Origin of the sequence: Pseudomonas sp. R38(2017) (assembly GCF_002112395.1) — a bacterium.
Taxonomy (GTDB): Bacteria; Pseudomonadota; Gammaproteobacteria; order Pseudomonadales; family Pseudomonadaceae; genus Aquipseudomonas.
The window spans coordinates 113057-133576 of sequence record NZ_NEHN01000014.1 but is presented as its reverse complement, the minus strand read 5'-3'; the positions used below and the strand labels follow the sequence as shown (position 1 = coordinate 133576).

21 protein-coding genes are annotated in these 20520 nt (G+C 60.8%); 15 read left to right on the top strand and 6 right to left on the bottom strand.

From position 1 onward, the window contains the following. Window positions 1–214: 214 nt before the first annotated feature. Genes CAF87_RS27730 through CAF87_RS27720 form a run of 3 tightly spaced genes read left to right on the top strand, consistent with a single transcriptional unit; the run spans window position 215 to window position 4062 of the window. The gene (locus CAF87_RS27730; protein WP_085733835.1) at window positions 215–961 is read left to right on the top strand and encodes a gluconate 2-dehydrogenase subunit 3 family protein; all 747 of its coding nucleotides are present in this window, start codon (window positions 215–217) and stop codon (window positions 959–961) included. A 2-nt stretch (window positions 962–963) separates the two neighbouring features. Next, entirely contained in the window at window positions 964–2748 is a 1785-nt protein-coding gene (locus tag CAF87_RS27725) for a GMC family oxidoreductase (protein ID WP_085733836.1), read from the top strand. 12 nt (window positions 2749–2760) lie between these two features. Then, the gene (locus tag CAF87_RS27720) at window positions 2761–4062 is read left to right on the top strand and encodes a cytochrome c (protein ID WP_085733837.1); all 1302 of its coding nucleotides are present in this window, start codon (window positions 2761–2763) and stop codon (window positions 4060–4062) included. A 53-nt stretch (window positions 4063–4115) separates the two neighbouring features. Here the strand turns inward: CAF87_RS27720 and CAF87_RS27715 are convergent, their stop codons facing one another. Next, window positions 4116–4418 (bottom strand): hypothetical protein, encoded by a 303-nt coding sequence (locus tag CAF87_RS27715; protein WP_085733838.1) that lies wholly within the window; start codon window positions 4416–4418, stop codon window positions 4116–4118. Window positions 4419–4651: 233 nt separating this feature from the next. Here CAF87_RS27715 and CAF87_RS27710 point away from each other — a divergent pair, with 233 nt between their 5' ends. From CAF87_RS27710 to CAF87_RS27700, 3 genes are all read left to right on the top strand, one after another. Continuing rightward, window positions 4652–5710, top strand: a complete 1059-nt coding sequence (locus CAF87_RS27710) for a PA0069 family radical SAM protein (protein ID WP_085733839.1) — start codon at window positions 4652–4654, stop codon at window positions 5708–5710. 238 nt (window positions 5711–5948) lie between these two features. Then, on the top strand, window positions 5949–6680 hold the full coding sequence (locus tag CAF87_RS27705) for a carbonic anhydrase (RefSeq protein ID WP_085690433.1): 732 nt from the start codon (window positions 5949–5951) through the stop codon (window positions 6678–6680). Between the two features lie 90 nt (window positions 6681–6770). Continuing rightward, window positions 6771–8297 (top strand): SulP family inorganic anion transporter, encoded by a 1527-nt coding sequence (locus CAF87_RS27700; RefSeq protein ID WP_085733840.1) that lies wholly within the window; start codon window positions 6771–6773, stop codon window positions 8295–8297. 54 nt (window positions 8298–8351) lie between these two features. Here CAF87_RS27700 and CAF87_RS27695 read toward each other — a convergent pair whose 3' ends face one another. Then, window positions 8352–8984 (bottom strand): hypothetical protein, encoded by a 633-nt coding sequence (locus CAF87_RS27695; protein WP_085733841.1) that lies wholly within the window; start codon window positions 8982–8984, stop codon window positions 8352–8354. Window positions 8985–9353: 369 nt separating this feature from the next. On the opposite strand from CAF87_RS27695, the gene coxB reads away from it, so the two are divergent. The 4 genes from coxB to CAF87_RS27675 all read left to right on the top strand — a co-directional run bounded on the left by coxB (window position 9354) and on the right by CAF87_RS27675 (window position 13642). Further along, window positions 9354–10481 (top strand): cytochrome c oxidase subunit II, encoded by a 1128-nt coding sequence (coxB, locus tag CAF87_RS27690; RefSeq protein ID WP_085733842.1) that lies wholly within the window; start codon window positions 9354–9356, stop codon window positions 10479–10481. Between the two features lie 82 nt (window positions 10482–10563). Beyond that, entirely contained in the window at window positions 10564–12150 is a 1587-nt protein-coding gene (gene ctaD, locus CAF87_RS27685) for a cytochrome c oxidase subunit I (protein WP_085713028.1), read from the top strand. Between the two features lie 27 nt (window positions 12151–12177). Then, window positions 12178–12729: a cytochrome c oxidase assembly protein gene (locus CAF87_RS27680; RefSeq protein WP_085733843.1), complete on the top strand. Its 552-nt coding sequence runs from the start codon at window positions 12178–12180 to the stop codon at window positions 12727–12729. Between the two features lie 25 nt (window positions 12730–12754). Beyond that, window positions 12755–13642, top strand: coding sequence for a cytochrome c oxidase subunit 3 (locus tag CAF87_RS27675; protein WP_085733844.1), 888 nt, complete (start codon window positions 12755–12757; stop codon window positions 13640–13642). Window positions 13643–13655: 13 nt separating this feature from the next. Here CAF87_RS27675 and CAF87_RS27670 read toward each other — a convergent pair whose 3' ends face one another. After that, the gene (locus tag CAF87_RS27670) at window positions 13656–13859 is read right to left on the bottom strand and encodes a twin transmembrane helix small protein (protein WP_065260656.1); all 204 of its coding nucleotides are present in this window, start codon (window positions 13857–13859) and stop codon (window positions 13656–13658) included. Window positions 13860–13930: 71 nt separating this feature from the next. Here CAF87_RS27670 and CAF87_RS27665 point away from each other — a divergent pair, with 71 nt between their 5' ends. Genes CAF87_RS27665 through CAF87_RS27645 form a run of 5 tightly spaced genes read left to right on the top strand, consistent with a single transcriptional unit; the run spans window position 13931 to window position 17839 of the window. Further along, window positions 13931–14671, top strand: a complete 741-nt coding sequence (locus tag CAF87_RS27665; protein ID WP_085733845.1) for an SURF1 family protein — start codon at window positions 13931–13933, stop codon at window positions 14669–14671. After that, window positions 14637–15230 (top strand): hypothetical protein, encoded by a 594-nt coding sequence (locus CAF87_RS27660; RefSeq protein ID WP_085733921.1) that lies wholly within the window; start codon window positions 14637–14639, stop codon window positions 15228–15230. The genes CAF87_RS27665 and CAF87_RS27660 overlap by 35 nt, the downstream gene beginning before the upstream one ends. Window positions 15231–15240: 10 nt before the next feature. After that, window positions 15241–16320: a heme A synthase gene (locus tag CAF87_RS27655; RefSeq protein WP_085733846.1), complete on the top strand. Its 1080-nt coding sequence runs from the start codon at window positions 15241–15243 to the stop codon at window positions 16318–16320. Beyond that, window positions 16308–17207, top strand: a complete 900-nt coding sequence (gene cyoE, locus CAF87_RS27650) for a heme o synthase (protein ID WP_085733847.1) — start codon at window positions 16308–16310, stop codon at window positions 17205–17207. The genes CAF87_RS27655 and cyoE overlap by 13 nt, the downstream gene beginning before the upstream one ends. Beyond that, window positions 17204–17839, top strand: coding sequence for an SCO family protein (locus tag CAF87_RS27645; RefSeq protein WP_085733848.1), 636 nt, complete (start codon window positions 17204–17206; stop codon window positions 17837–17839). Before cyoE ends, CAF87_RS27645 begins: the two co-directional genes overlap by 4 nt. 60 nt (window positions 17840–17899) lie before the next feature. On the opposite strand, the gene CAF87_RS27640 is transcribed toward CAF87_RS27645, so the two are convergent. The 3 genes from CAF87_RS27640 to CAF87_RS27630 all read right to left on the bottom strand — a co-directional run bounded on the left by CAF87_RS27640 (window position 17900) and on the right by CAF87_RS27630 (window position 20426). Further along, window positions 17900–18670 (bottom strand): MetQ/NlpA family ABC transporter substrate-binding protein, encoded by a 771-nt coding sequence (locus CAF87_RS27640; protein WP_085733849.1) that lies wholly within the window; start codon window positions 18668–18670, stop codon window positions 17900–17902. A 74-nt stretch (window positions 18671–18744) separates the two neighbouring features. Beyond that, on the bottom strand, window positions 18745–19419 hold the full coding sequence (locus CAF87_RS27635; RefSeq protein WP_065260662.1) for a methionine ABC transporter permease: 675 nt from the start codon (window positions 19417–19419) through the stop codon (window positions 18745–18747). Then, a complete protein-coding gene (locus CAF87_RS27630; protein WP_085733850.1) occupies window positions 19419–20426 on the bottom strand; it encodes a methionine ABC transporter ATP-binding protein in 1008 nt (335 codons plus the stop codon). Before CAF87_RS27630 ends, CAF87_RS27635 begins: the two co-directional genes overlap by 1 nt. Window positions 20427–20520 lie beyond the last annotated feature (94 nt).

Sequence of the window (20520 nt, the reverse complement as noted above, 5' to 3'; positions counted from 1 at the left end):
AAACGTGAAGCCGAGGACTTCCTTCGTCGCATTTCCAGGCTTTTTTTAGGCTGAATCGATTCATCCGGTTTGTTAGGCTGCTACCATTTGTCACATCATGTTGCAGAAGCGTCCCCCTTTTCCGGGTCATTTCCCGCCACGTTGCAACCGACTACTCAAAAAGCCGTCCCCAGAAACGGCTGATAACCATCAATGCCTGATGAGGTGCCCCCCCATGTCTGATCAAGATCGAGACAACCCGCGGCGTGAGTTTTTGCGCAAATCCCTGACCCTGATCCCGGTGGTCACCCTCGCCGGCACCGGCCTGGCCAGCAGCGTGCTGCACGCCGCCCCGGAAAGCGCACCGGCTGCGGCACCGGCAAAACCGGCCGTCGCTGACGCGAGCGTGTATCAGCCGACCTATTTCACCGCCGAAGAGTGGGCGTTCATCAATGCCGCCGTCGCGCAGTTGATCCCCAACGATGCTCAGGGCCCCGGCGCTCTCGAGGCCGGCGTGCCGGAATACATCGACCGTCAGATGAACACCCCGTACGCCGCCGGCGCCCTGTGGTACATGCAAGGCCCGTTCAACGCCGACGCTGCGCCCGAAATGGGCTGGCAGAGCAAACTGGTGCCAAAGGAGATCTATCGCCTCGGCATCGCCGCCACGGATCAGTGGACAAAATCCCTCAACGGTAAAACATTTGCCGAGCAAGACAGCGCTACCCGAGACGATCTGCTCAAGCAGCTTGAAGCCGGAAAACCGCAATTCGACAGTGTTCCGGCGAAGATTTTCTTCAATCTTTTGCTGCAAAACACCAAGGAAGGGTTCTTCTGCGATCCGATCCACGGTGGCAATAAAGGCATGGTCGGCTGGACCATGATCGGCTTCCCCGGCGCCCGCGCCGATTTCATGGATTGGGTGGAACGCAACGAGAAATACCCCTTCCCGGCAGTTTCGATTCGCGGCGAGAGGGCGTGAGCATGGCAACGGCAATGAAGAAGGTCGACGCGGTGATCGTCGGTTTCGGCTGGACAGGCGCAATCATGGCCAAGGAGCTGACCGAGGCTGGCCTCAACGTGCTGGCGCTAGAGCGCGGGCCGATGCAGGACACCTACCCTGACGGCAACTATCCCCAGGTGATCGACGAACTCACCTACAGCGTGCGGAAAAAACTCTTCCAGGACATCTCCAAAGAGACCGTCACCATCCGCCACAGCGTCAACGACATCGCCCTGCCGAACCGCCAGTTGGGCGCGTTCTTGCCGGGCAACGGCGTCGGCGGCGCCGGCCTGCACTGGTCGGGTGTGCACTTTCGAGTCGATCCGATCGAGTTGCGCATGCGCAGCCACTACGAAGAACGCTACGGCAAAAACTTCATCCCCAAGGACATGACCATCCAGGACTTCGGCGTCAGCTATGAAGAGCTGGAACCGTTCTTCGATTTCGCCGAAAAAGTCTTCGGCACCTCCGGCCAGGCCTGGACCGTAAAAGGCCAATTGGTCGGCCAGGGCAAGGGCGGCAACCCGTACGCGCCGGATCGCTCGAACCCGTTCCCGCTGGAAGCGCAGAAGAACACGGTTTCCGCACAGCTGTTCGGCAAAGCAGCTACAGAGGTTGGTTACAAACCCTACAACCTGCCTTCCGCGAATACTTCGGGCCCATACACCAACCCTTACGGCGCGCAGATGGGTCCGTGCAACTTCTGCGGTTTCTGCAGCGGCTACGTTTGTTACATGTATTCCAAGGCCTCGCCGAACGTGAACATTCTGCCGGCGCTGAAACCGCTGCCGAATTTCGAACTGCGGCCCAACGCCCACGTGCTGCGGGTCAACCTCGACAGCACGAAAACCAAAGCCACCGGCGTCACCTACATCGACGGCCAGGGCCGTGAGATCGAGCAACCGGCGGACCTGGTGATCCTCGGCGCGTTCCAGCTGCACAACGTGCGGCTGATGCTGCTCTCCGGCATCGGCAAACCGTACGACCCGGTCAGCGGCGAAGGTGTGGTCGGACGTAACTTCGCCTACCAGAACATGGCGACCATCAAGGCGTTCTTCGATAAGGACACTCACACCAACAACTTCATCGGCGCCGGCGGCAACGGTGTGGCGCTGGACGACTTCAACGCCGACAACTTCGACCACGGGCCACACGGTTTCGTCGGGGGCTCGCCGATGTGGGTCAACCAAGCCGGCAGCCGACCGATTGCCGGCACCTCCAACCCGCCGGGCACCCCGGCCTGGGGCAGTGCGTGGAAACGCGCGACCGCCGATTACTACACCCATCAGGTGTCGATGGACGCTCACGGTGCGCATCAGTCCTACCGTGGCAACTACCTTGATCTGGACCCGGTGTACCGCGATGCCTACGGTATGCCACTACTGCGGATGACGTTCGACTGGCAGGAGAACGACATCAAGATGAACCGCTTCATGGTCGAAAAAATGGGCAAGGTCGCGCAAGCCATGGGCCCGAAAGCCATCGCCGTGCTTGGCAAGAAAGTCGGCGAGCACTTCAACACTGCGTCCTACCAGACCACCCACCTCAACGGTGGCGCAATCATGGGCACCGACCCGAAGACCAGCGCACTGAATCGCTACTTGCAGAGCTGGGACGTGCACAACGTGTTCGTCCCGGGTGCCTCGGCGTTCCCGCAAGGCCTGGGCTACAACCCGACCGGGCTGGTTGCCGCGCTGACCTACTGGTCGGCGAAAGCGATCCGCGAGCAATACCTGAAAAAACCTGGCCCGCTGGTTCAGGCTTAAGGAGCGATGACCATGAAGACTCTTGTTATCGCGACCCTGGCGCTGCTTGGCAGCGTTACCGCTCACAGTGCGGAAGTTGATCAATCCTTGATCAAAAAAGGCGAATACCTCGCCCGCGCCGGCGACTGCGTGGCTTGCCACACGGCCAAGGACGGCAAGCCGTTCGCCGGCGGCCTGCCGATGGAAACCCCGATCGGCACGATCTATTCGACCAACATCACCCCGGACAACACCGGGCTTGGCGGCTACAGCTTCGAGGAGTTCGACCAGGCCGTGCGTCATGGCGTCACCAAAAACGGTAGTACCTTGTACCCGGCAATGCCGTACCCGTCCTACGCCCGCGTCAGTCAGGATGACATGCAGGCGCTGTACGCCTACTTCATGCACGGCGTTGAACCGGTGGCACAGGAAAACAAGGCGAGCGACATCCCGTGGCCATTGAGCATGCGCTGGCCGCTGATGGGCTGGCGCTGGCTGTTCGCGCCAAAGGTCGAGGATTACAAACCCGCGTCGGACGATGCCGTTGTCAGCCGTGGGGCGTATCTGGTGGAAGGCCTCGGACATTGCGGCGCCTGCCATACGCCACGGGCCCTGACCATGCAGGAAAAATCCCTGAGCGCAGCCGAAGGCAGCAGTTTTCTGTCAGGCAGTGCGCCGCTGGAAGGCTGGATCGCCAAGAGCCTGCGCGGCGACCACAAGGACGGTCTTGGCAGCTGGAGCGAAGAGCAACTGGTGCAGTTCCTCAAGACCGGTCGCAGCGACCGCAGCGCAGTGTTCGGCGGCATGAGCGATGTGGTCACCCACAGCATGCAGTACATGACCGACGCCGACCTGACCGCGATCGCCCGTTACCTGAAATCGCTGCCGGCCAATGATCCTGTCGACCAGCCACATCAGTACGACGAGAAAGTCGCCAAGGCCTTGTGGAACGGTGACGACAGTCAACGTGGCGCCTCGGTGTACATCGACAACTGCGCGGCGTGCCATCGCACCGACGGCCATGGCTACACCCGGGTGTTCCCGGCGCTGGCGGGCAATCCGGTGCTGCAATCGGACGACCCGACTTCGCTGATTCACATCGTGCTCAAGGGTGGCACCCTGCCTGCGACGCACACAGCGCCGTCGACCTTCACCATGCCGGGTTTCGCCTGGCGACTGTCGGATCAGGAAGTGGCGGATGTCGTGAGTTTTATTCGTGGAAGTTGGGGTAACAAGGCATCCCCTGTCACTGCGAAAGATGTTGCCAAGTTACGGACAGATGATATGACCACAACATCAGCCGGTGATCTTGGACAAGTAACCAGCCATAACTAGGCGCAAAAACCCCTGCATGATCAATCATGCAGGGGTTATTTATTCAATCGCTGTTACGGATTGGTAATACTGGCATAGGCTTTGGCCAGGGCAACCAGTTTGGCCCGATCCTGCTCACCGATTTCACCGTCGCGATCCACATCGTGCTTCAGACGGCCAATGCTGAAGGTGTGGCCGCCATCCTGGGAGGTTGCGGTAACAAAAATCGGGTCGACCAGCCTTTCAATCTGCTCGCCGGCTTCGGCATCCCAACCCGACTCTTTACGCGCCAGTTGCATGGAAACCACTGTATTGGGCTCCGATGGGCCGGGCTGCATCAGTTGCAGAAAAATACCGCGCGAATTCAAAAACGACATCATCAATTCCTTTTGTATTTTATATAATAAAGCGTTGTGAAGCGGAGTAAATACTACGAACTTTAATAGAAAACGGACAGCCAACTTGTGTTTCCTTAATTTGCACAACTACAACTTTACATCTAAACAAACTTACAACTAATCGCGCGATTTATTGATGCACGGCTGAACGGTAGTGGATCATCCGTCATCTTGCGGATACTGTATGCATATACAGATCAAGGAAACCCGTGATGACCAGTCCCTTGCCCCCGCGCGGTCGCGGCACAGCGACCAACCCGCACAACCGCTTCGCGCCGAGTCGTTCGGTGGCCGAGGATGATGGCTGGTATCAGGAAGTGCCTCTGACCCAGGGCACCGAAGTCAGCTTCGAAACCGCGAAGACCATCATCACCCGCAACACATCGCCGGACTTGCCCTTCGACCGCTCGATCAATCCCTATCGCGGCTGTGAGCATGGCTGCATTTATTGCTATGCACGGCCCAGCCACGCCTATTGGGACATGTCGCCGGGGCTGGATTTCGAAACGAAGCTGATCGCCAAAACCAATGCCGCCCAGGTGCTGGAAGAACAGCTGGGGAAAAAAGGCTATCAGTGCGCGCCGATCAACCTCGGCTCCAACACCGATCCCTATCAGCCCATCGAACGCGAACACCGGATCACCCGCCAGACCCTCGAAGTGCTGCTGCGCTACCGACACCCGGTGACCATCGTCACCAAGGGCTCGCTGATCCTGCGTGACCTCGATCTGCTCACCGAACTGGCGCAACAGCGGTTGGTGGCGGTGATGATCAGCCTGACCACCCTGGACGACGAACTCAAACGCATCCTCGAACCCCGCGCCGCCGCGCCCAAGGCGCGGTTACGGGCGATCCGGGTGATGCGCGAAGCGGGGATTCCGGTCGGCGTGCTGTGTTCACCGATGATTCCGATGATCAACGACAGCGAGATCGAAAGCCTGCTGACCGAAGCCCATGCAGCCGGCGCCCAGAGCGCGGCCTACATGATGCTGCGGCTGCCGCTGGAGGTGGCGCCGCTGTTCGAGGAATGGCTTGAAGCGCATTACCCGCAGCGCGCCGCCCATGTGTTGAGCCTGATCCGCCAGAGTCGTGGCGGCGAGCTGTACGACAGCCGCTTCGGCGCACGAATGCGCGGTGAAGGGCCGTTCGCCGACCTGCTCGCGCAACGCTTCGTCAAGGCGTTGAAACGCCTGGGACTCAATCACCGCGAAGGTTTCAATCTGGATTGCACAGCCTTCTGTCCGCCTGGTCGCCAGATGGCGCTGATTTAGGGACCATTGACCTATGGTTGAGAGGACGGAATGCTTGGCCAAGTTCACGCCAGTCACGTTTTTTGTGACCTGGAACACACGTTCTAGAGCGCTTGATTCAGTTTGAGTTAAGTTTCGGCAGTTACCTTGTTCATCGAGTGACTGACGGGTCGGGATGACCTGGATGTTCTAAACAGCCACTGGCTTCACACCGGAATACACGGGAACGACTCCCCGAATCCGCCAATGAGGATGAATCATGAGTGACAAGGATAAACAGCCGTTGGCTGCGTCGGCGCAAGCCGCCTCTGTGGCGGAATCCGCCGATGCAGCGTTGAAGCAGATCGTTAACGGCTTTTTGCATTTTCATCATGAGGTCTTCCCGCAGCAGGAAGAACTCTTCAAGAAACTCGCCACGGCCCAGTCGCCACGGGCGATGTTCATCACCTGCGCCGACTCGCGCATCGTTCCCGAACTGATCACCCAGAGTTCCCCCGGCGATCTGTTCGTGACCCGTAACGTCGGCAACGTGGTTCCCCCCTACGGCCAGATGAACGGCGGCGTTTCCACCGCCATCGAATACGCGGTACTGGCGCTTGGCGTGCAGCACATCATCATCTGCGGCCACTCCGATTGCGGCGCCATGCGTGCGGTGCTCAACCCGGACAGCCTGGAAAAGATGCCGACGGTCAAAGCCTGGCTGCGCCACGCCGAAGTCGCGAAAACCATGGTGCATGACAACTGCAACTGCACCGACGAAAAAGAAAGCATGCCGATCCTCACCGAGGAAAACGTCATCGCCCAACTGCAACACTTGCGTACCCATCCTTCGGTAGCCTCGCGCATGGCGAACGGTCATCTGTTCATCCATGGCTGGGTCTACAACATCGAAACCAGCGAAATCAAAGCTTACGACGCGGATCAGGGACGCTTCCTGCCGCTCGACGGCAGCCATCCGATTCCGGTGGCAACGCCCAAAGCGCGCTTCTAAATCCTCCTAAAAATCCGTGTGGACTGACGCCGGTCGCTGTTTCAGCGACCAGGCTTCGCCACGTCTGAAGAATACTTCGGGAGAGTCATCATGCGTGCGGCTCAATTGAAAGCTGTGTTGCCACGGGAGCTGCTGGCTTCGGTGGTGGTGTTTCTGGTCGCCCTGCCGCTGTGCATGGGCATTGCGATTGCTTCGGGGCTGCCCCCGGCCAAAGGCCTGATCACCGGGATCATCGGCGGGCTGGTGGTGGGCTGGCTGGCGGGTTCGCCATTGCAGGTCAGCGGGCCGGCGGCGGGTCTGGCGGTATTGGTGTTCGAACTGGTGCGCCAGCACGGTATCGAGATGCTCGGGCCGATCCTGTTGTTGGCGGGTTTTCTGCAACTGGTGGCCGGGCGTCTGAAGCTCGGTTGCTGGTTCCGGGTCACGGCGCCAGCGGTGGTCTACGGGATGCTCGCGGGGATCGGTGTGCTGATCGTGCTCTCGCAAGTGCATGTGATGCTGGATGCCGCGCCGAAACCCTCCGGTCTGGACAACCTGACGGCGTTCCCCGGCGCAGTGGCGCAGGCATTGCCGTCCTTTGGCTGGCAGGCCGGATTGCTCGGGCTGTCGACCATCGCCGTGATGTGGCTGTGGGAGAAATTCCGCCCGCACTCGCTGCGTTTCATTCCCGGCGCGCTGCTCGGTGTCGGCCTGGCGACCGGCGCCAGCCTGTTGTTGGCGCTGCAGGTCAAACGGGTTGAAGTACCAGAGAACCTGGCCGAAGCCATCGACTGGCTGAAGCCGACAGATCTGCTGAACCTGGCCGACCCGACACTGTTGATCGCCGCGTTTACCGTGGCCTTCATCGCCAGCGCCGAAACCCTGCTGTCCGCCGCGGCGGTGGATCGCATGCACAGCGGTCCGCGCTCGGACTTCGACCGCGAACTGTCGGCGCAAGGGGTCGGCAACATGCTCTGCGGGCTGGTCGGCGCACTGCCGATGACCGGGGTAATCGTGCGCAGCTCAGCCAACGTCCAGGCCGGTGCGACCACACGTTACTCGACGATTTTCCATGGCCTGTGGCTGCTGGCCTTCGTGCTGTTGCTGTCGAGTGTACTGCAAAGCATTCCGGTGGCGAGCCTGGCCGGGGTGCTGGTCTACACCGGTTTCAAACTGGTGGATCTGAAAGCATTTCGTGGCTTGGGGCGGTATGGCCGGATGCCGATGTTCACCTACGCCGCCACGGCGCTGGCGATCATCTTCACCGACCTGCTGACCGGCGTGCTGATCGGTTTCGGTTTGACCCTGGTGAAACTGGCGTTCAAGGCTTCACGGCTGAAGATCAGCCTGATCGATCTGCCGCAGGACGGGGAAATGGAGCTGCGTCTGGTAGGTGCGGCAACATTCCTCAAAGTGCCGGCGCTGACTCAGGTGCTCGGCAGCATTCCGCCGGGCGCGACGGTGCATGTGCCGCTCAACAACCTGAGCTACATCGACCATTCGTGTCTGGAATTGCTCGAGGAGTGGGGCCGGGCCAACGCGGCCAAGGGTTCGAAGCTGTTGATCGAGTCACGCGGCTTGAAGCGCAGGCTTGAAGGACGGATCCGGACCACCACCGGCATCGGTGCGGCAGGCTAAAGCCTTTGGGGGGAAGCAGAATGATCTGTTTCCCCCCAAACGTTTGCGCAGCGATCAAGCCGCAGGCTGATCCAGCTCCAGGCCCACGCCCAAACGGCGACTCATGCACGGCCAGCGTTTCCACGCTGCGCCAGTGTCCGGGCTGCTGAGCTTCTCGCGGTAGGCTTCCACCGACTCCAGCGCAAAGCTGTCGTCGTCGAGCATGCTGTCCACCGCGTGGTGCACCACTTCATCAAGTTGATTGGCAAACTCCTCACCGAGCAACTGGTGAGCAATCAGATTGGCGACCGTCATGTCCAGGGGGATCAGTGGCTGGCCGAAATGCTTGATATACAGGTCGTTGACCTCTTCGACAAAGCGATGCGCCAGGTAGGCTTCGTCCAGCAGACTGTCCAGACCGACCGGCGGCTGGAGAAAGTACTGTTCGGCGATTTTCAGCACCGGTTTGATCTGTGACTCGATTCCCGCTTCCCTGGCGACTTCATTGGCTGCATCCAGCAGGTCTGGCACTTCATCGATGTAGGCGGCGACAAAACGCGTCAGCACGCCGTTGGCGTCGGTTTCCGGCAACTGGATCGCCGGGTGCAGGTGTTGCAGTTGGCTTTCGAGCTGACGGGTCAGCTTTCCGGTTTCGATCTCGTGTTGTCGGGCTATGTGGATCTGCTCGCGCAATGCGGCGGTGTTCATGAAAACTCCAGGAAACAAGGCAATGAAATAGGGAAGACATAACTTAGCTGGCTTACGAAAAATGCTAAGACGCATTTTTCATAATTATTTCATCCTTGATACACCTGCGTTATATCGGTTTGCCACCACTCGTCTGCATCCTTCTCCATTCGTGCCCTGGAACGCAAGTGCCAGCTGTTTCATCCGATTTACGTCCGCACATTGCATTTTTCCGCCGCTGTCTATACTCGCCATTGAATGGAGTTAGCTGATGACGCCCGACTGCACCCGCAGCAAGGCCCGGCGATTCAAGTTCGTAGTCTGATGCAGCCGCTCCCTTGCCGCAGGCGAAAGCCGGCGGGATAACAAGAACGATAAGGGGAACCCGCAATGATGCGACATCCACACGTCTGGATGGGCCTCCTGTTGTGGTCGATTTTCAGCCCGGCGCATGCAGCCTGGACTGTGAATATGGCGCCTGGAGCGACTGAAATCAGTCACGCAGTATTCGACCTGCACATGACCATTTTCTGGATCTGTGTGGTGATCGGGATCATCGTCTTCGGCGCCATGTTCTGGTCGATGATGGTGCACCGCCGTTCTACCGGGCAGGTCGCCGCAAAATTCCACGAAAGCACCACCGTCGAGATTCTCTGGACCGTCGTCCCGCTGCTGATCCTGGTTGCGATGGCCGTTCCGGCGACCGCCACGCTGATCCGCATGTACGACACCAGTGAACCGGACATCGATATCCAGATCACCGGTTATCAGTGGAAGTGGCATTACAAATACCTGGGCCAGGATGTCGAGTTCTTCAGCAACCTGGCCACCCCCGCCGAGCAGATCCACAACAAGGAAGCCAAGGGCGAGCATTACCTGCTTGAGGTCGACAAGCCACTGGTGCTGCCGATCGGCGCCAAGGTGCGCTTCCTCGTCACCTCTGCCGACGTCATCCACTCCTGGTGGGTACCCGCTTTCGCGGTCAAGCGCGATGCGATTCCCGGGTTCGTCAACGAAGCGTGGACGCGCATCGACAAGCCCGGCATCTACCGTGGCCAGTGCGCCGAGCTGTGCGGCAAGGATCACGGCTTCATGCCGATCGTGGTCGACGTCAAGGAGAAGGCCGACTACGAAAAATGGCTGGCCGACCGCAAGGCTGAAGCCGCGCAGCTCAAAGAGCTGACCAGCAAGGAATGGACTCTCGACGAGCTCAAGGAGCGCGGCGACAAGATCTATCACACCACCTGCGTGGCCTGTCACCAGGCCGAAGGTCAGGGCCTGCCGCCAATGTTCCCGGCACTCAAGGGCTCGCCGATTGCCACCGGGCCGAAAGCCGATCACCTGCACCGCGTGTACTTCGGCAAACCGGGCACCGCCATGGCGGCGTTCGGCAAGCAACTCTCGGAAGTCGATATCGCAGCGGTCGTGACCTACGAACGTAACGCCTGGGGCAACAACAAGGGCGACATGGTCACGCCAAAAGAAGTGCTGGAGCTGAAACAGGCGGAAAGCAAATGAGCCGGTCTATTGCGTACTTCGTGAATCGGTCGGGGCAAGGCGCCCCGGCCTGCCAAGTCCACTCACTTGAAGGAGACCGGCCATGAGCGCTGTCATCGATGACCACGGTCATGCCGACCACGCCCACGGCCCCGCCAAAGGCCTGATGCGCTGGGTGCTGACCACCAACCACAAGGACATCGGCACGCTGTACCTATGGTTCGCGTTCTGCATGTTCCTGCTCGGCGGCTCGTTCGCCATGGTGATCCGCGCCGAGCTGTTCCAGCCCGGTCTGCAGATCGTCGAACCGGCGTTTTTCAACCAGATGACCACCATGCACGGTCTGGTGATGGTGTTCGGTGCGGTGATGCCGGCGTTCGTCGGCCTCGCCAACTGGATGATCCCGTTGATGATCGGCGCGCCGGACATGGCCCTGCCACGGATGAACAACTTCAGTTTCTGGCTGCTGCCGGCGGCGTTTCTGCTGCTGGTCTCGACCCTGTTCACTGCCGGTGGCGGGCCGAATTTCGGCTGGACGTTCTACGCACCGCTGTCCACGACCTATGCGCCGGAAAGCGTGACCTACTTCATTTTCGCCATCCACTTGATGGGGATCAGTTCGATCATGGGCGCGATCAACGTGATCGCCACCATCCTCAACCTGCGCGCCCCCGGCATGACCCTGATGAAAATGCCGCTGTTCGTCTGGACCTGGCTGATCACCGCGTTCCTGCTGATCGCGGTGATGCCGGTACTGGCCGGGTGCGTGACGATGATGCTGATGGACATCCACTTCGGCACCAGTTTCTTCAGTGCCGCCGGTGGCGGTGATCCGGTGCTGTTCCAGCATGTGTTCTGGTTCTTCGGCCACCCCGAGGTGTACATCATGATCCTGCCGGCCTTCGGCGCCGTCAGCCAGATCATCCCGACCTTCTCGCGCAAGCCGCTGTTCGGCTACACCTCGATGGTCTATGCCACGGCGAGCATCGCGTTCCTGTCATTCATCGTCTGGGCGCACCACATGTTCGTGGTGGGCATTCCGCTGGTGGGCGAGTTGTTCTTCATGTACGCGACGATGCTCATCGCCGTGCCGACCGGAGTGAAGGTGTTCAACTGGGCCAGCACCATGTGGCAAGGCTCGCTGACCTTCGAGACGCCGATGCTGTTTGCCGTGGCGTTCGTGATCCTGTTCTCCATCGGCGGTTTCTCCGGGCTGATGCTGGCCATCGCCCCGGCGGACTTCCAGTACCAGGACACCTACTTTGTGGTCGCGCACTTCCACTACGTGCTGGTGCCGGGGGCGATCTTCGGGATCTTCGCCTCAGCCTATTACTGGCTACCGAAATGGACCGGCCACATGTACGACGAAACCCTGGGCAAGCTGCACTTCTGGCTGTCCTTCGTCGGCATGAACCTGACCTTCTTCCCGATGCACTTCGTGGGACTGGCGGGCATGCCACGGCGGATTCCGGACTACAACCTGCAGTTCGCCGACTTCAACATGGTCTCGTCGATCGGTGCGTTCATGTTCGGCGCCACGCAGATTTTCTTCCTGTTCATCGTGATCAAGACCATCCGTGGCGGCGAGCCGGCACCGGCCAAACCGTGGGATGGCGCCGAAGGTCTGGAGTGGAGCGTGCCGTCGCCGGCGCCGTATCACACCTTCACCACGCCGCCGGAAGTGAAATGAACCCCGTAGCCCTTGAGGGCCGTCGCCATGGCTGACTCGATTTCGCTGAAGAAACTGGTGACCCGACTGCTCGGCGTGGTGGTGGCGATGTTCGTCTTCGGTTTTGCTTTGGTGCCGATCTACGACGTGATGTGCAAGGCGTTCGGCATCAATGGCAAGACCGCCGGGCAGTACGAGGGCGAGCAGGTTGTGGACAAGTCCCGGCAGGTGCGGGTGCAGTTCTTGTCGACCAACAATGTCGACATGCCTTGGGACTTCTACCCCAAGCATGACGAACTGACGGCCAACCCCGGCGCGGTCAACGAGATGATCTTCATCGCCCGCAATCCCACCGACAAACCGATGAGCGCCCAAGCCGTGCCGAGCATCGCGCCGAGCGAAGCGGCAGCATATTTCCACAAGACCGAATGCTTTTGTTTTACCCAGCAGGTGCTGCAGCCCGGTCAACAGATCGAGATGCCGGTGCGTTTCATCGTTGACCGCGACATGCCCAAGGACGTGAAGCACCTGACGCTGTCCTACACGCTGTTCGATATCACCGCCCGACATCCTCCGGTGGCTGCAAACACTGGCGGTTAAGCGTGCCCGATAAGGAGAACAATAAATGGCAACTCATGAGCACTATTACGTTCCGGCCCAGAGCAAATGGCCGATCGTCGCGACCATCGGCATGGTCACCACGGTGTACGGCCTGGCGACCTGGTTCAACGATCTGAAGGCGGCACGCCCGGAATCCCACGGCCCGCTGATCTTTTTCGTTGGTGGCCTGTTGCTCGCGTACATGCTGTTCGGCTGGTTCGGCACAGTGATCAAGGAAAGCCGCGCGGGGTTGTACAGCCCGCAGTTGGACCGCTCGTTCCGCTGGGGCATGAGCTGGTTCATCTTCTCCGAGGTGATGTTCTTCATCGCCTTCTTCGGCGCGCTGTTCTATGTACGGCACATTTCCGGTCCGGCGCTGGGCGGCGAAGGCACCAAAGGCATTGCGCACATGCTCTGGCCGAACTTCCAGTTCACCTGGCCGCTGCTGCACACACCCGACCCGAAACTGTTCCCGCCGCCCAAGGAAGTCATCAGCCCCTGGGGCCTGCCACTGATCAACACCATCCTGCTGGTGAGCTCCAGCGTGACCATCACCATCGCTCACCATGCCTTGAAGAAAGGTCATCGCGGTGCGCTGAAACTGTGGCTGTTGATCACCGTGCTGCTGGGTTGCGGCTTCCTCGCCTTGCAGGCCGAGGAGTACATGCACGCCTATCACGAACTGGGGCTGACCCTCGGTTCGGGCATCTACGGCGCGACGTTCTTCATGCTCACCGGGTTCCACGGCGCTCACGTGACCATCGGCACGATCATTCTGTTCGTGATGCTCATGCGGATCATGCGCGGGCACTTCGACAACGAGCACCAGTTCGGCTTCGAAGCCGCGAGCTGGTACTGGCACTTCGTCGACGTGGTGTGGATCGGTCTGTTCATCTTCGTTTACGTGCTCTGAGGATCGGACAGAGCTACCAGGGCGCGTGCGACACCAGTTGGCCGCTGTAGAAACCCCAGGCAATCAAGCCGACGGTGCAAGCGGCCAATGCCACCCGAACACTCAAGGCGATAACCAGGCGATTCGAGCTGCTGTCGTCCTTGACCAGGAAAAACAGGCCGCTGAACAGGCTGATCACCGTGGCAATCAGCATCAGGACGATAGCTGCTTTGAGCATGGGAAGACTCCGGGGGTACAGGCGATGCAATCAAGTATAGCGGTCGCATTCACTGCTTTTCTGGCGCGGCCATGAAGCGCTTCCGGCCGGGCGTCGTGCCGACGCTGGTGGTCGCCTTGCTGCTGCCGCTGCTGATTTCGCTGGGCTTCTGGCAACTGGGCCGGGGCGCGGAGAAAACCGCCCTGCTCGCCAGTTACGCCGAGCGCCGGGCCGCCGAGCCGATGGCCAGCACCGAGTTGCTGCACAGCGCAGACCCGGCCTTTCGCCGGGTACATCTGCACGGCCAGTTCGATGCGGCGCACAGCCTGTTGCTGGACAACAGGCAGCGTGACGGCAAGGTCGGCGTCGAATTGCTGCAACCGTTTCAGGATCAACGCACCGGCCTGTGGCTGCTGGTCAATCGCGGTTGGCTGCCATGGCCGGACCGGCGTGTTACCCCGCAATTCAAGACCCCGGCCGATGCGGTGAATGTCGATGCCTGGGTGTATGTCGCCCCCGGCGCGACCTTCCAGTTGCACGCCGACCCGGTCAGCAGCATCTGGCCGCAAACCGTCACCGCCGTCGAACCCGCCAAATTGTGGAAAACCCTCGAGCGCGACGGCTTCGCTTACGAGCTGCGCGCAGAACCTGGCCCCGCCAGCTACCAGGCCGACTGGCCGGTGGTTGCCATGGGCCCGGAAAAACACCTCGGCTACGCCGTGCAGTGGTTCGCCATGGCCACCGCCCTGTTCGGTCTCTACATCTACCTCGGATTGCACAACGCGAAGGAGAAACACCATGGGAGCGGCCATGAATCCACCCAGCATGTCTGATGCCAAGGCCCCGGCCGGTCGCCGCCGCGGGCGCATTCAACTGCTGTTGATCCTGCTCGGCGTGATCGGCCCGATGATCCTCGCCACCGGCATGTATAAATTGCAGTTCTGGGTGCCGGAAGGACGCAGTTATCACGGCGAGCTGATCGGCAATGGCCAGAGCCGCGCCGACCTCGGCGTGACGGCTGACGAAGAACGCTGGCAGATGCTGGTGACCGCGCCGAAGGACTGCGCGGTGGACTGCCAGCAACTGGTGTACCTGGCGCGGCAGATCCAGATCGGCCTCGGCCGCGATGCCGGCCGCGCCAGCCATGCCCTCGCCGCCGCGCAACCGCTGACGGCCGACTACGAAGCCAAGCTGACCCGCGAATATCCACAACTTCAACGCTATCCGCTGGACGCCACCGCATTCAGCAAGGCGACCGGCGACAAGGCCACGCCGCAGCTGTGGATCATCGATCCCCACGGCAATCTCGTGCTGCGCTACGACCCGAGTGTGAAGGGCAAGGATCTGCTCAACGACCTGCGTCACCTGCTGAAACTGTCGAACATCGGATAAGGGCATCGTCATGGCCAAACCTGGATTTCGCCTCGCGCTATTTGCCACCCTGCTGGCACTGATCGTGGTGCTGCTCGGCGCCTATACCCGCCTGACCCACGCCGGCCTCGGCTGTCCGGACTGGCCCGGCTGCTACGGGTTCATCAGCGTGCCGAAAAGCGAAGCCCAACTGGCCCATGCCGAACTGCATTACCCCGACTCGCCAGTGGAGGCGCACAAAGGCTGGAACGAGATGATCCACCGCTACTTCGCCGGCACCCTGGGCATGCTGATCTCGATTCTGGCTGGTCGCGCGTGGGTTAACCGCCGTCATCCGGGGCAACCGCTGAAACTGCCGCTGTTTCTGCTGGCGGTGGTGTTCGCCCAGGCCGCGTTCGGCATGTGGACGGTGACGCTCAAGCTCTGGCCGCAAGTGGTGACCGGGCATTTGCTCGGTGGCTTCGCGACCTTGAGTCTGCTGTTTCTGCTGACATTGAGACTGTCCGGCGTGCTGCCGGCGCTGACTGTGCCCAAGCGTCTGCAATATTGGGCCACCGCCGGATTGCTGCTGGTGATCGGCCAGATTGCCCTCGGCGGCTGGGTCAGTTCCAACTATGCGGCGGTGGCCTGCATCGACTTCCCGACCTGCCACGGCCAATGGCTGCCGCCGGCGGATTTCGCCAACGGCTTTCACCTGACCCAACACATCGGCCCCAACTACCTCGGCGGGCAACTCGACAGCGATGCGCGCACGGCGATTCACCTGACCCACCGCATCGGCGCTCTGCTGGTGACGATTGTTCTGCTTGGTCTGGCGTGGCAACTGAAAGGCGTGGGCATGACGCGACTGGCCGGGCTGGTGCTGATCGCCCTCGCTGCGCAAATCACCCTCGGAATCAGCAACGTGCTGTTTCATCTGCCACTGCCGGTGGCCGTGGCGCACAACGCCGGCGGCGCAGCGCTTTTGCTGACCATGGTGCTGGTCAACTATCACGCGCGGACCAGTCTGGTTCGGGTCAAGCAGCCGATGCTCGTGGGCTGGCGTCTGAGCCCGCGTAAACAGTCGGCGGCGCCCATCACAATAAAAGGAGAGACGCCATGGCGATTCTGATCGGCGAACGTCCCGCGCAGGCGTTGTGGCGAGACTATCTGGAGCTGACCAAACCGAAAGTCGTGGTGCTGATGCTCATCACCTCGCTGGTCGGCATGTTCCTCGCGACCCGCGCCGGGGTGCCGTGGACGGTGCTGGTGTTCGGCAATCTGGGGATCGCGTTGTGTGCCGGTGGTGCGGCGGCGGTCAATCATGTGGTGGATCGGCGCATCGACGCGGTCATGGCGCGCACCCACAAACGGCCGCTGGCCGAGGGCCGGGTTTCGCCCACGGCGGCGCTGACCTTTGCGCTGGTATTGGCGCTGCTTGGTCAGGCCTTGCTGCTGACCTTCACCAATCCGCTGACCGCCTGGCTGACCCTGGCCTCGCTGCTCGGCTACGCGGTGATCTACACCGGTTTCCTCAAACGCGCGACGCCACAGAACATCGTCATCGGCGGTCTGGCCGGCGCCGCACCGCCGCTGCTTGGCTGGACCGCCGCCACCGGCCACGTCAGCGCCGAACCGTTGCTGCTGGTGTTGATCATCTTCGCCTGGACCCCGCCGCACTTCTGGGCGCTGGCGATCCACCGCAAGGAGGAATACGCCAAGGCCGACATCCCGATGTTGCCGGTCACCCACGGCGAGCACTACACCAAGGTGCACATTCTGCTGTACACCTTCGCGCTGCTGGCGGTCAGCCTGTTACCGTACGTGATCCATATGAGCGGCGCGCTGTATCTGATCTGTGCCCTCGGGCTGGGCGCGCGGTTTCTGCAATGGGCCGTGGTGCTGTACCGTGGCACTCGGCCGCACGCGGCGATCAACACCTTCAAGTACTCTATCTGGTACTTGTTTCTGCTGTTCATCGCCCTGCTCGTAGACCACTACTTACTGTTGAACCTATGACTCGAACCCAGAAAACCGTCTTCATCCTCGTGGCCGTGATCGCGCTGATCCTCGGCCTGACCGTCAACAAAGTGCTGAGCGGCAAGGGCCAGGGCGACCCGACCGCGCTGATCGACGCCGGCATCATCCTGCTGCCGCAGAGCCGCAACCTGCCGGACGTGACGATGACCAATCAGGACGGCCAGCCAGTCACGGTCAACGAGCTCAAGGGTAAGTGGAGCCTGCTGTTCTTCGGCTACACCTTCTGCCCGGACATCTGCCCGACCACCCTCGCCCAACTGCGCCAGATCAAGAGCGAACTGCCGAAGGATGCAGTGGACAAGTTGCAGATCGTACTGGTCAGCGTCGACCCGAACCGCGACAACCCTGCGCAGTTGAAGCAGTACTTGGGCTACTTCGATCCGCAGTTCATCGGCCTGACGCCGAAATCGATCGAGGAGCTGCAGAAGGTCGCCAACGCAGTGAGCATTCCGTTCATTCCAGCGGACACCAGCAAGCCGAATTACACGGTGGATCACAGCGGGAATCTGGCGGTGATCGGGCCGGACGGAACGCAGCGCGGGTTCATTCGTGCGCCGTTGAACAATGCCAAGCTGGTGGCGCAGTTGCCGGTGATGCTGAACCGCAAGTAAAAACCCGGACCAAAAAAAACCGCAGCCTTAGCTGCGGTTTTTTATGCCTGTAAGCCGGGATCAGAACGCCGGCAACACCGCGCCTTTGTACTTCTCGGTAATGAATTTCTTCACTTCCGGGCTGTGCAGTGCAGCGGCCAGTTTCTTCATCGCATCGCTGTCCTTGTTGTCCGCGCGGGACACCAGGATGTTCACGTACGGCGAATCGTTGCCTTCGATGACCAACGCGTCCTTGGACGGATCGAGCTTGGCTTCGAGCGCGTAGTTGGTGTTGATCAGCGCCAGGTCGACCTGGGTCAGCACGCGCGGGATGGTCGCGGCTTCCAGTTCACGGATTTTCAGGTCTTTCGGGTTCTGGGCGATGTCCTTGACGGTCGACAGGATGTTGGTCGGATCCTTCAGGGTGATCACGCCAGCCTTGGCCAGCAGCAACAGCGCACGGCCGCCGTTGGTGGCGTCGTTCGGGATCACCACGTTGGCGCCGCCTGGCAGCTCGTCAAGCTTCTTGAACTTGCTGGAGTAAGCGCCCAGCGGCTCCAGGTGCACACCGGTCACGGCCACCAGGCTGGTGCCCTTGGCCTTGTTGAACTCATCGAGGTACGGCTGGTGCTGGAAGAAGTTGGCGTCCAGACGCTTCTCGGCCACCTGCACGTTCGGCTGGATGTAGTCGGTGAAGACCTTGACCTTCAGATCCACGCCTTCTTTGGCCAGTGCCGGCTTCACGAATTCGAGGATTTCCGCGTGCGGCACCGGGGTGGCAGCAACGGTCAGGGTTTCAGCGTGGGCCGAAAAAGCGGCTACGGCAGCGAAAGCAGCGATCAGTTTTTTCATTCAGCTAACTCCTTTTTACGGCGCCCGTCTGGCGCCTGCCAGCGAATGGCCGGCTCATGTCATTACAAAACCGGTTATTTGCGCGAGAAATGAACGACCAGTCGGTCGCCAACCATTTGCAGCACTTGCACCAGAATCAGCAGCAACACCACGGTGACGATCATCACATCGGTCTGGAAACGTTGGTAGCCGAAACGGATCGCCAGGTCACCCAGGCCACCAGCGCCAACCACACCGGCCATCGCCGTGTAGGAAACCAGTGTAATCGCCGTCACCGTAATCGCCGCGAAGATGCCCGGACGGGCCTCCGGCAGCAAGGCGTTCATGATGATCTGGCGAGTGGTCGCGCCCATGGACTGGGTCGCTTCGATGATGCCGCGATCGACTTCACGCAGGGCGGTTTCCACCAGCCGCGCGAAGAACGGCGTTGCACCCACGACCAGCGGCGGAATCGCACCGGCCACGCCCAGCGAGGTGCCAGTGATCAGCACGGTGAACGGGATCATCACGATCAACAGAATGATGAACGGCAGCGAACGCAGGATGTTCACCACCAGCGACAGCAAGGCATAAACACCTTTGGCTTCGAGTAACTGACGCGGGCTACACAGAAACAGCAGCACGCCCAGCGGCAGACCTAGCAGGACCGTGAACAGCAGCGAACCGCCGAGCATCATCATGGTGTCGCCGGTGGCCAGCCAGATTTCGTACCAGTCGATATTGGTGAAGAAACTCATCAGGTCTGCCATTAGCGCAACACCTCCATGTGAACGTCAGCGGCGGTGAAGCGGGCGAACGCCGCGTCCATGTCGCCACCGGTGACGGCGAGGGTCAATTGCCCGTAAGGAATATCTTTGATGCGGTCGATGCGACCGGCCAGGATGCTGTAGTCCACGCCGGTTTCCCGGGCGACGGTTCCGAGCAACGGCGCGTAGGTCGCTTCGCCCTGGAAGGTCAGACGTACGATGCGGCCCGGCACGTGAGCGAAGTCATCGCGCTGCTCGCTTTCGTCGATCTGCTCGTCTTCCTGGACGAAACGCTTGGTGGTCGGGTGCTTCGGATGCAGGAACACCTCGGCCACCGAGCCTTGCTCGACGATCACGCCGGCATCCATCACCGCCACCTGATCGCAGACACGGCGGATCACGTCCATCTCGTGGGTGATCAGCACGATGGTCAGTTTCAGCTCGCGGTTGATCTCGGCCAGCAGTTGCAGGACCGAAGCGGTGGTCTGTGGATCGAGGGCGCTGGTGGCTTCGTCGCACAGCAGGATTTTCGGCTTGGTCGCCAGGGCGCGGGCGATGCCGACGCGCTGCTTCTGGCCACCGGACAACTGTGCCGGATACTTCCTGGCGTGATCGGACAGGCCGACCCGCGCCAGCAATTCGGCCACACGCTGATCGATTTCGGCGCGGGACAGTTCACCGGCCAGGGTCAGCGGCAGCGCAACGTTGTCGGCCACGGTCTTGGACGCCAGCAGGTTGAAGTGCTGGAAGATCATCCCGACCTGCTGACGGAAACGGCGCAGGCCGTTGGCGTCCAGCGCGGTGACTTCTTCGCCGTCGACGATGATCTTGCCGCCACTGGAATCTTCCAGGCGATTGATCAGACGCAGCAGGGTACTTTTTCCCGCGCCGGAATGGCCAATCAGGCCGAACACCTGACCGTTCTCGATGGAGAGACTGGTCGGATGCAGCGCGGTGATGTCCTTACCGGCGACGCGGTAAGTCTTATGGACGTTTTGAAACTCGATCACGTAGCGAACCTTGTGGGGCGCGTTGGAAAAGGATCAGCGGTTAGCCGGGCGCGCATTTTAGCCTGTCCGTATAGAGGTTCTTAGCATTTATTTC

Excerpts from the sequence above, each read along its gene's own strand:
- CAF87_RS27695 (WP_085733841.1), bottom strand. The coding sequence starts at position 8,984 with ATGAACACCGCCGCATTGCGCGAGCAGATCCACATAGCCCGACAACAC.
- CAF87_RS27710 (WP_085733839.1), top strand. The coding sequence starts at position 4,652 with ATGACCAGTCCCTTGCCCCCGCGCGGTCGCGGCACAGCGACCAACCCG.
- CAF87_RS27725 (WP_085733836.1), top strand. The coding sequence starts at position 964 with ATGGCAACGGCAATGAAGAAGGTCGACGCGGTGATCGTCGGTTTCGGC.
- CAF87_RS27645 (WP_085733848.1), top strand. The coding sequence starts at position 17,204 with ATGACTCGAACCCAGAAAACCGTCTTCATCCTCGTGGCCGTGATCGCG.
- CAF87_RS27715 (WP_085733838.1), bottom strand. The coding sequence starts at position 4,418 with ATGTCGTTTTTGAATTCGCGCGGTATTTTTCTGCAACTGATGCAGCCC.
- CAF87_RS27705 (WP_085690433.1), top strand. The coding sequence starts at position 5,949 with ATGAGTGACAAGGATAAACAGCCGTTGGCTGCGTCGGCGCAAGCCGCC.
- CAF87_RS27635 (WP_065260662.1), bottom strand. The coding sequence starts at position 19,419 with ATGGCAGACCTGATGAGTTTCTTCACCAATATCGACTGGTACGAAATC.
- CAF87_RS27700 (WP_085733840.1), top strand. The coding sequence starts at position 6,771 with ATGCGTGCGGCTCAATTGAAAGCTGTGTTGCCACGGGAGCTGCTGGCT.
- CAF87_RS27665 (WP_085733845.1), top strand. The coding sequence starts at position 13,931 with ATGAAGCGCTTCCGGCCGGGCGTCGTGCCGACGCTGGTGGTCGCCTTG.
- CAF87_RS27670 (WP_065260656.1), bottom strand. The coding sequence starts at position 13,859 with ATGCTCAAAGCAGCTATCGTCCTGATGCTGATTGCCACGGTGATCAGC.
- CAF87_RS27660 (WP_085733921.1), top strand. The coding sequence starts at position 14,637 with ATGGGAGCGGCCATGAATCCACCCAGCATGTCTGATGCCAAGGCCCCG.
- CAF87_RS27675 (WP_085733844.1), top strand. The coding sequence starts at position 12,755 with ATGGCAACTCATGAGCACTATTACGTTCCGGCCCAGAGCAAATGGCCG.
- cyoE (WP_085733847.1), top strand. The coding sequence starts at position 16,308 with ATGGCGATTCTGATCGGCGAACGTCCCGCGCAGGCGTTGTGGCGAGAC.
- CAF87_RS27680 (WP_085733843.1), top strand. The coding sequence starts at position 12,178 with ATGGCTGACTCGATTTCGCTGAAGAAACTGGTGACCCGACTGCTCGGC.
- CAF87_RS27640 (WP_085733849.1), bottom strand. The coding sequence starts at position 18,670 with ATGAAAAAACTGATCGCTGCTTTCGCTGCCGTAGCCGCTTTTTCGGCC.
- CAF87_RS27720 (WP_085733837.1), top strand. The coding sequence starts at position 2,761 with ATGAAGACTCTTGTTATCGCGACCCTGGCGCTGCTTGGCAGCGTTACC.
- CAF87_RS27655 (WP_085733846.1), top strand. The coding sequence starts at position 15,241 with ATGGCCAAACCTGGATTTCGCCTCGCGCTATTTGCCACCCTGCTGGCA.
- CAF87_RS27730 (WP_085733835.1), top strand. The coding sequence starts at position 215 with ATGTCTGATCAAGATCGAGACAACCCGCGGCGTGAGTTTTTGCGCAAA.
- ctaD (WP_085713028.1), top strand. The coding sequence starts at position 10,564 with ATGAGCGCTGTCATCGATGACCACGGTCATGCCGACCACGCCCACGGC.
- coxB (WP_085733842.1), top strand. The coding sequence starts at position 9,354 with ATGATGCGACATCCACACGTCTGGATGGGCCTCCTGTTGTGGTCGATT.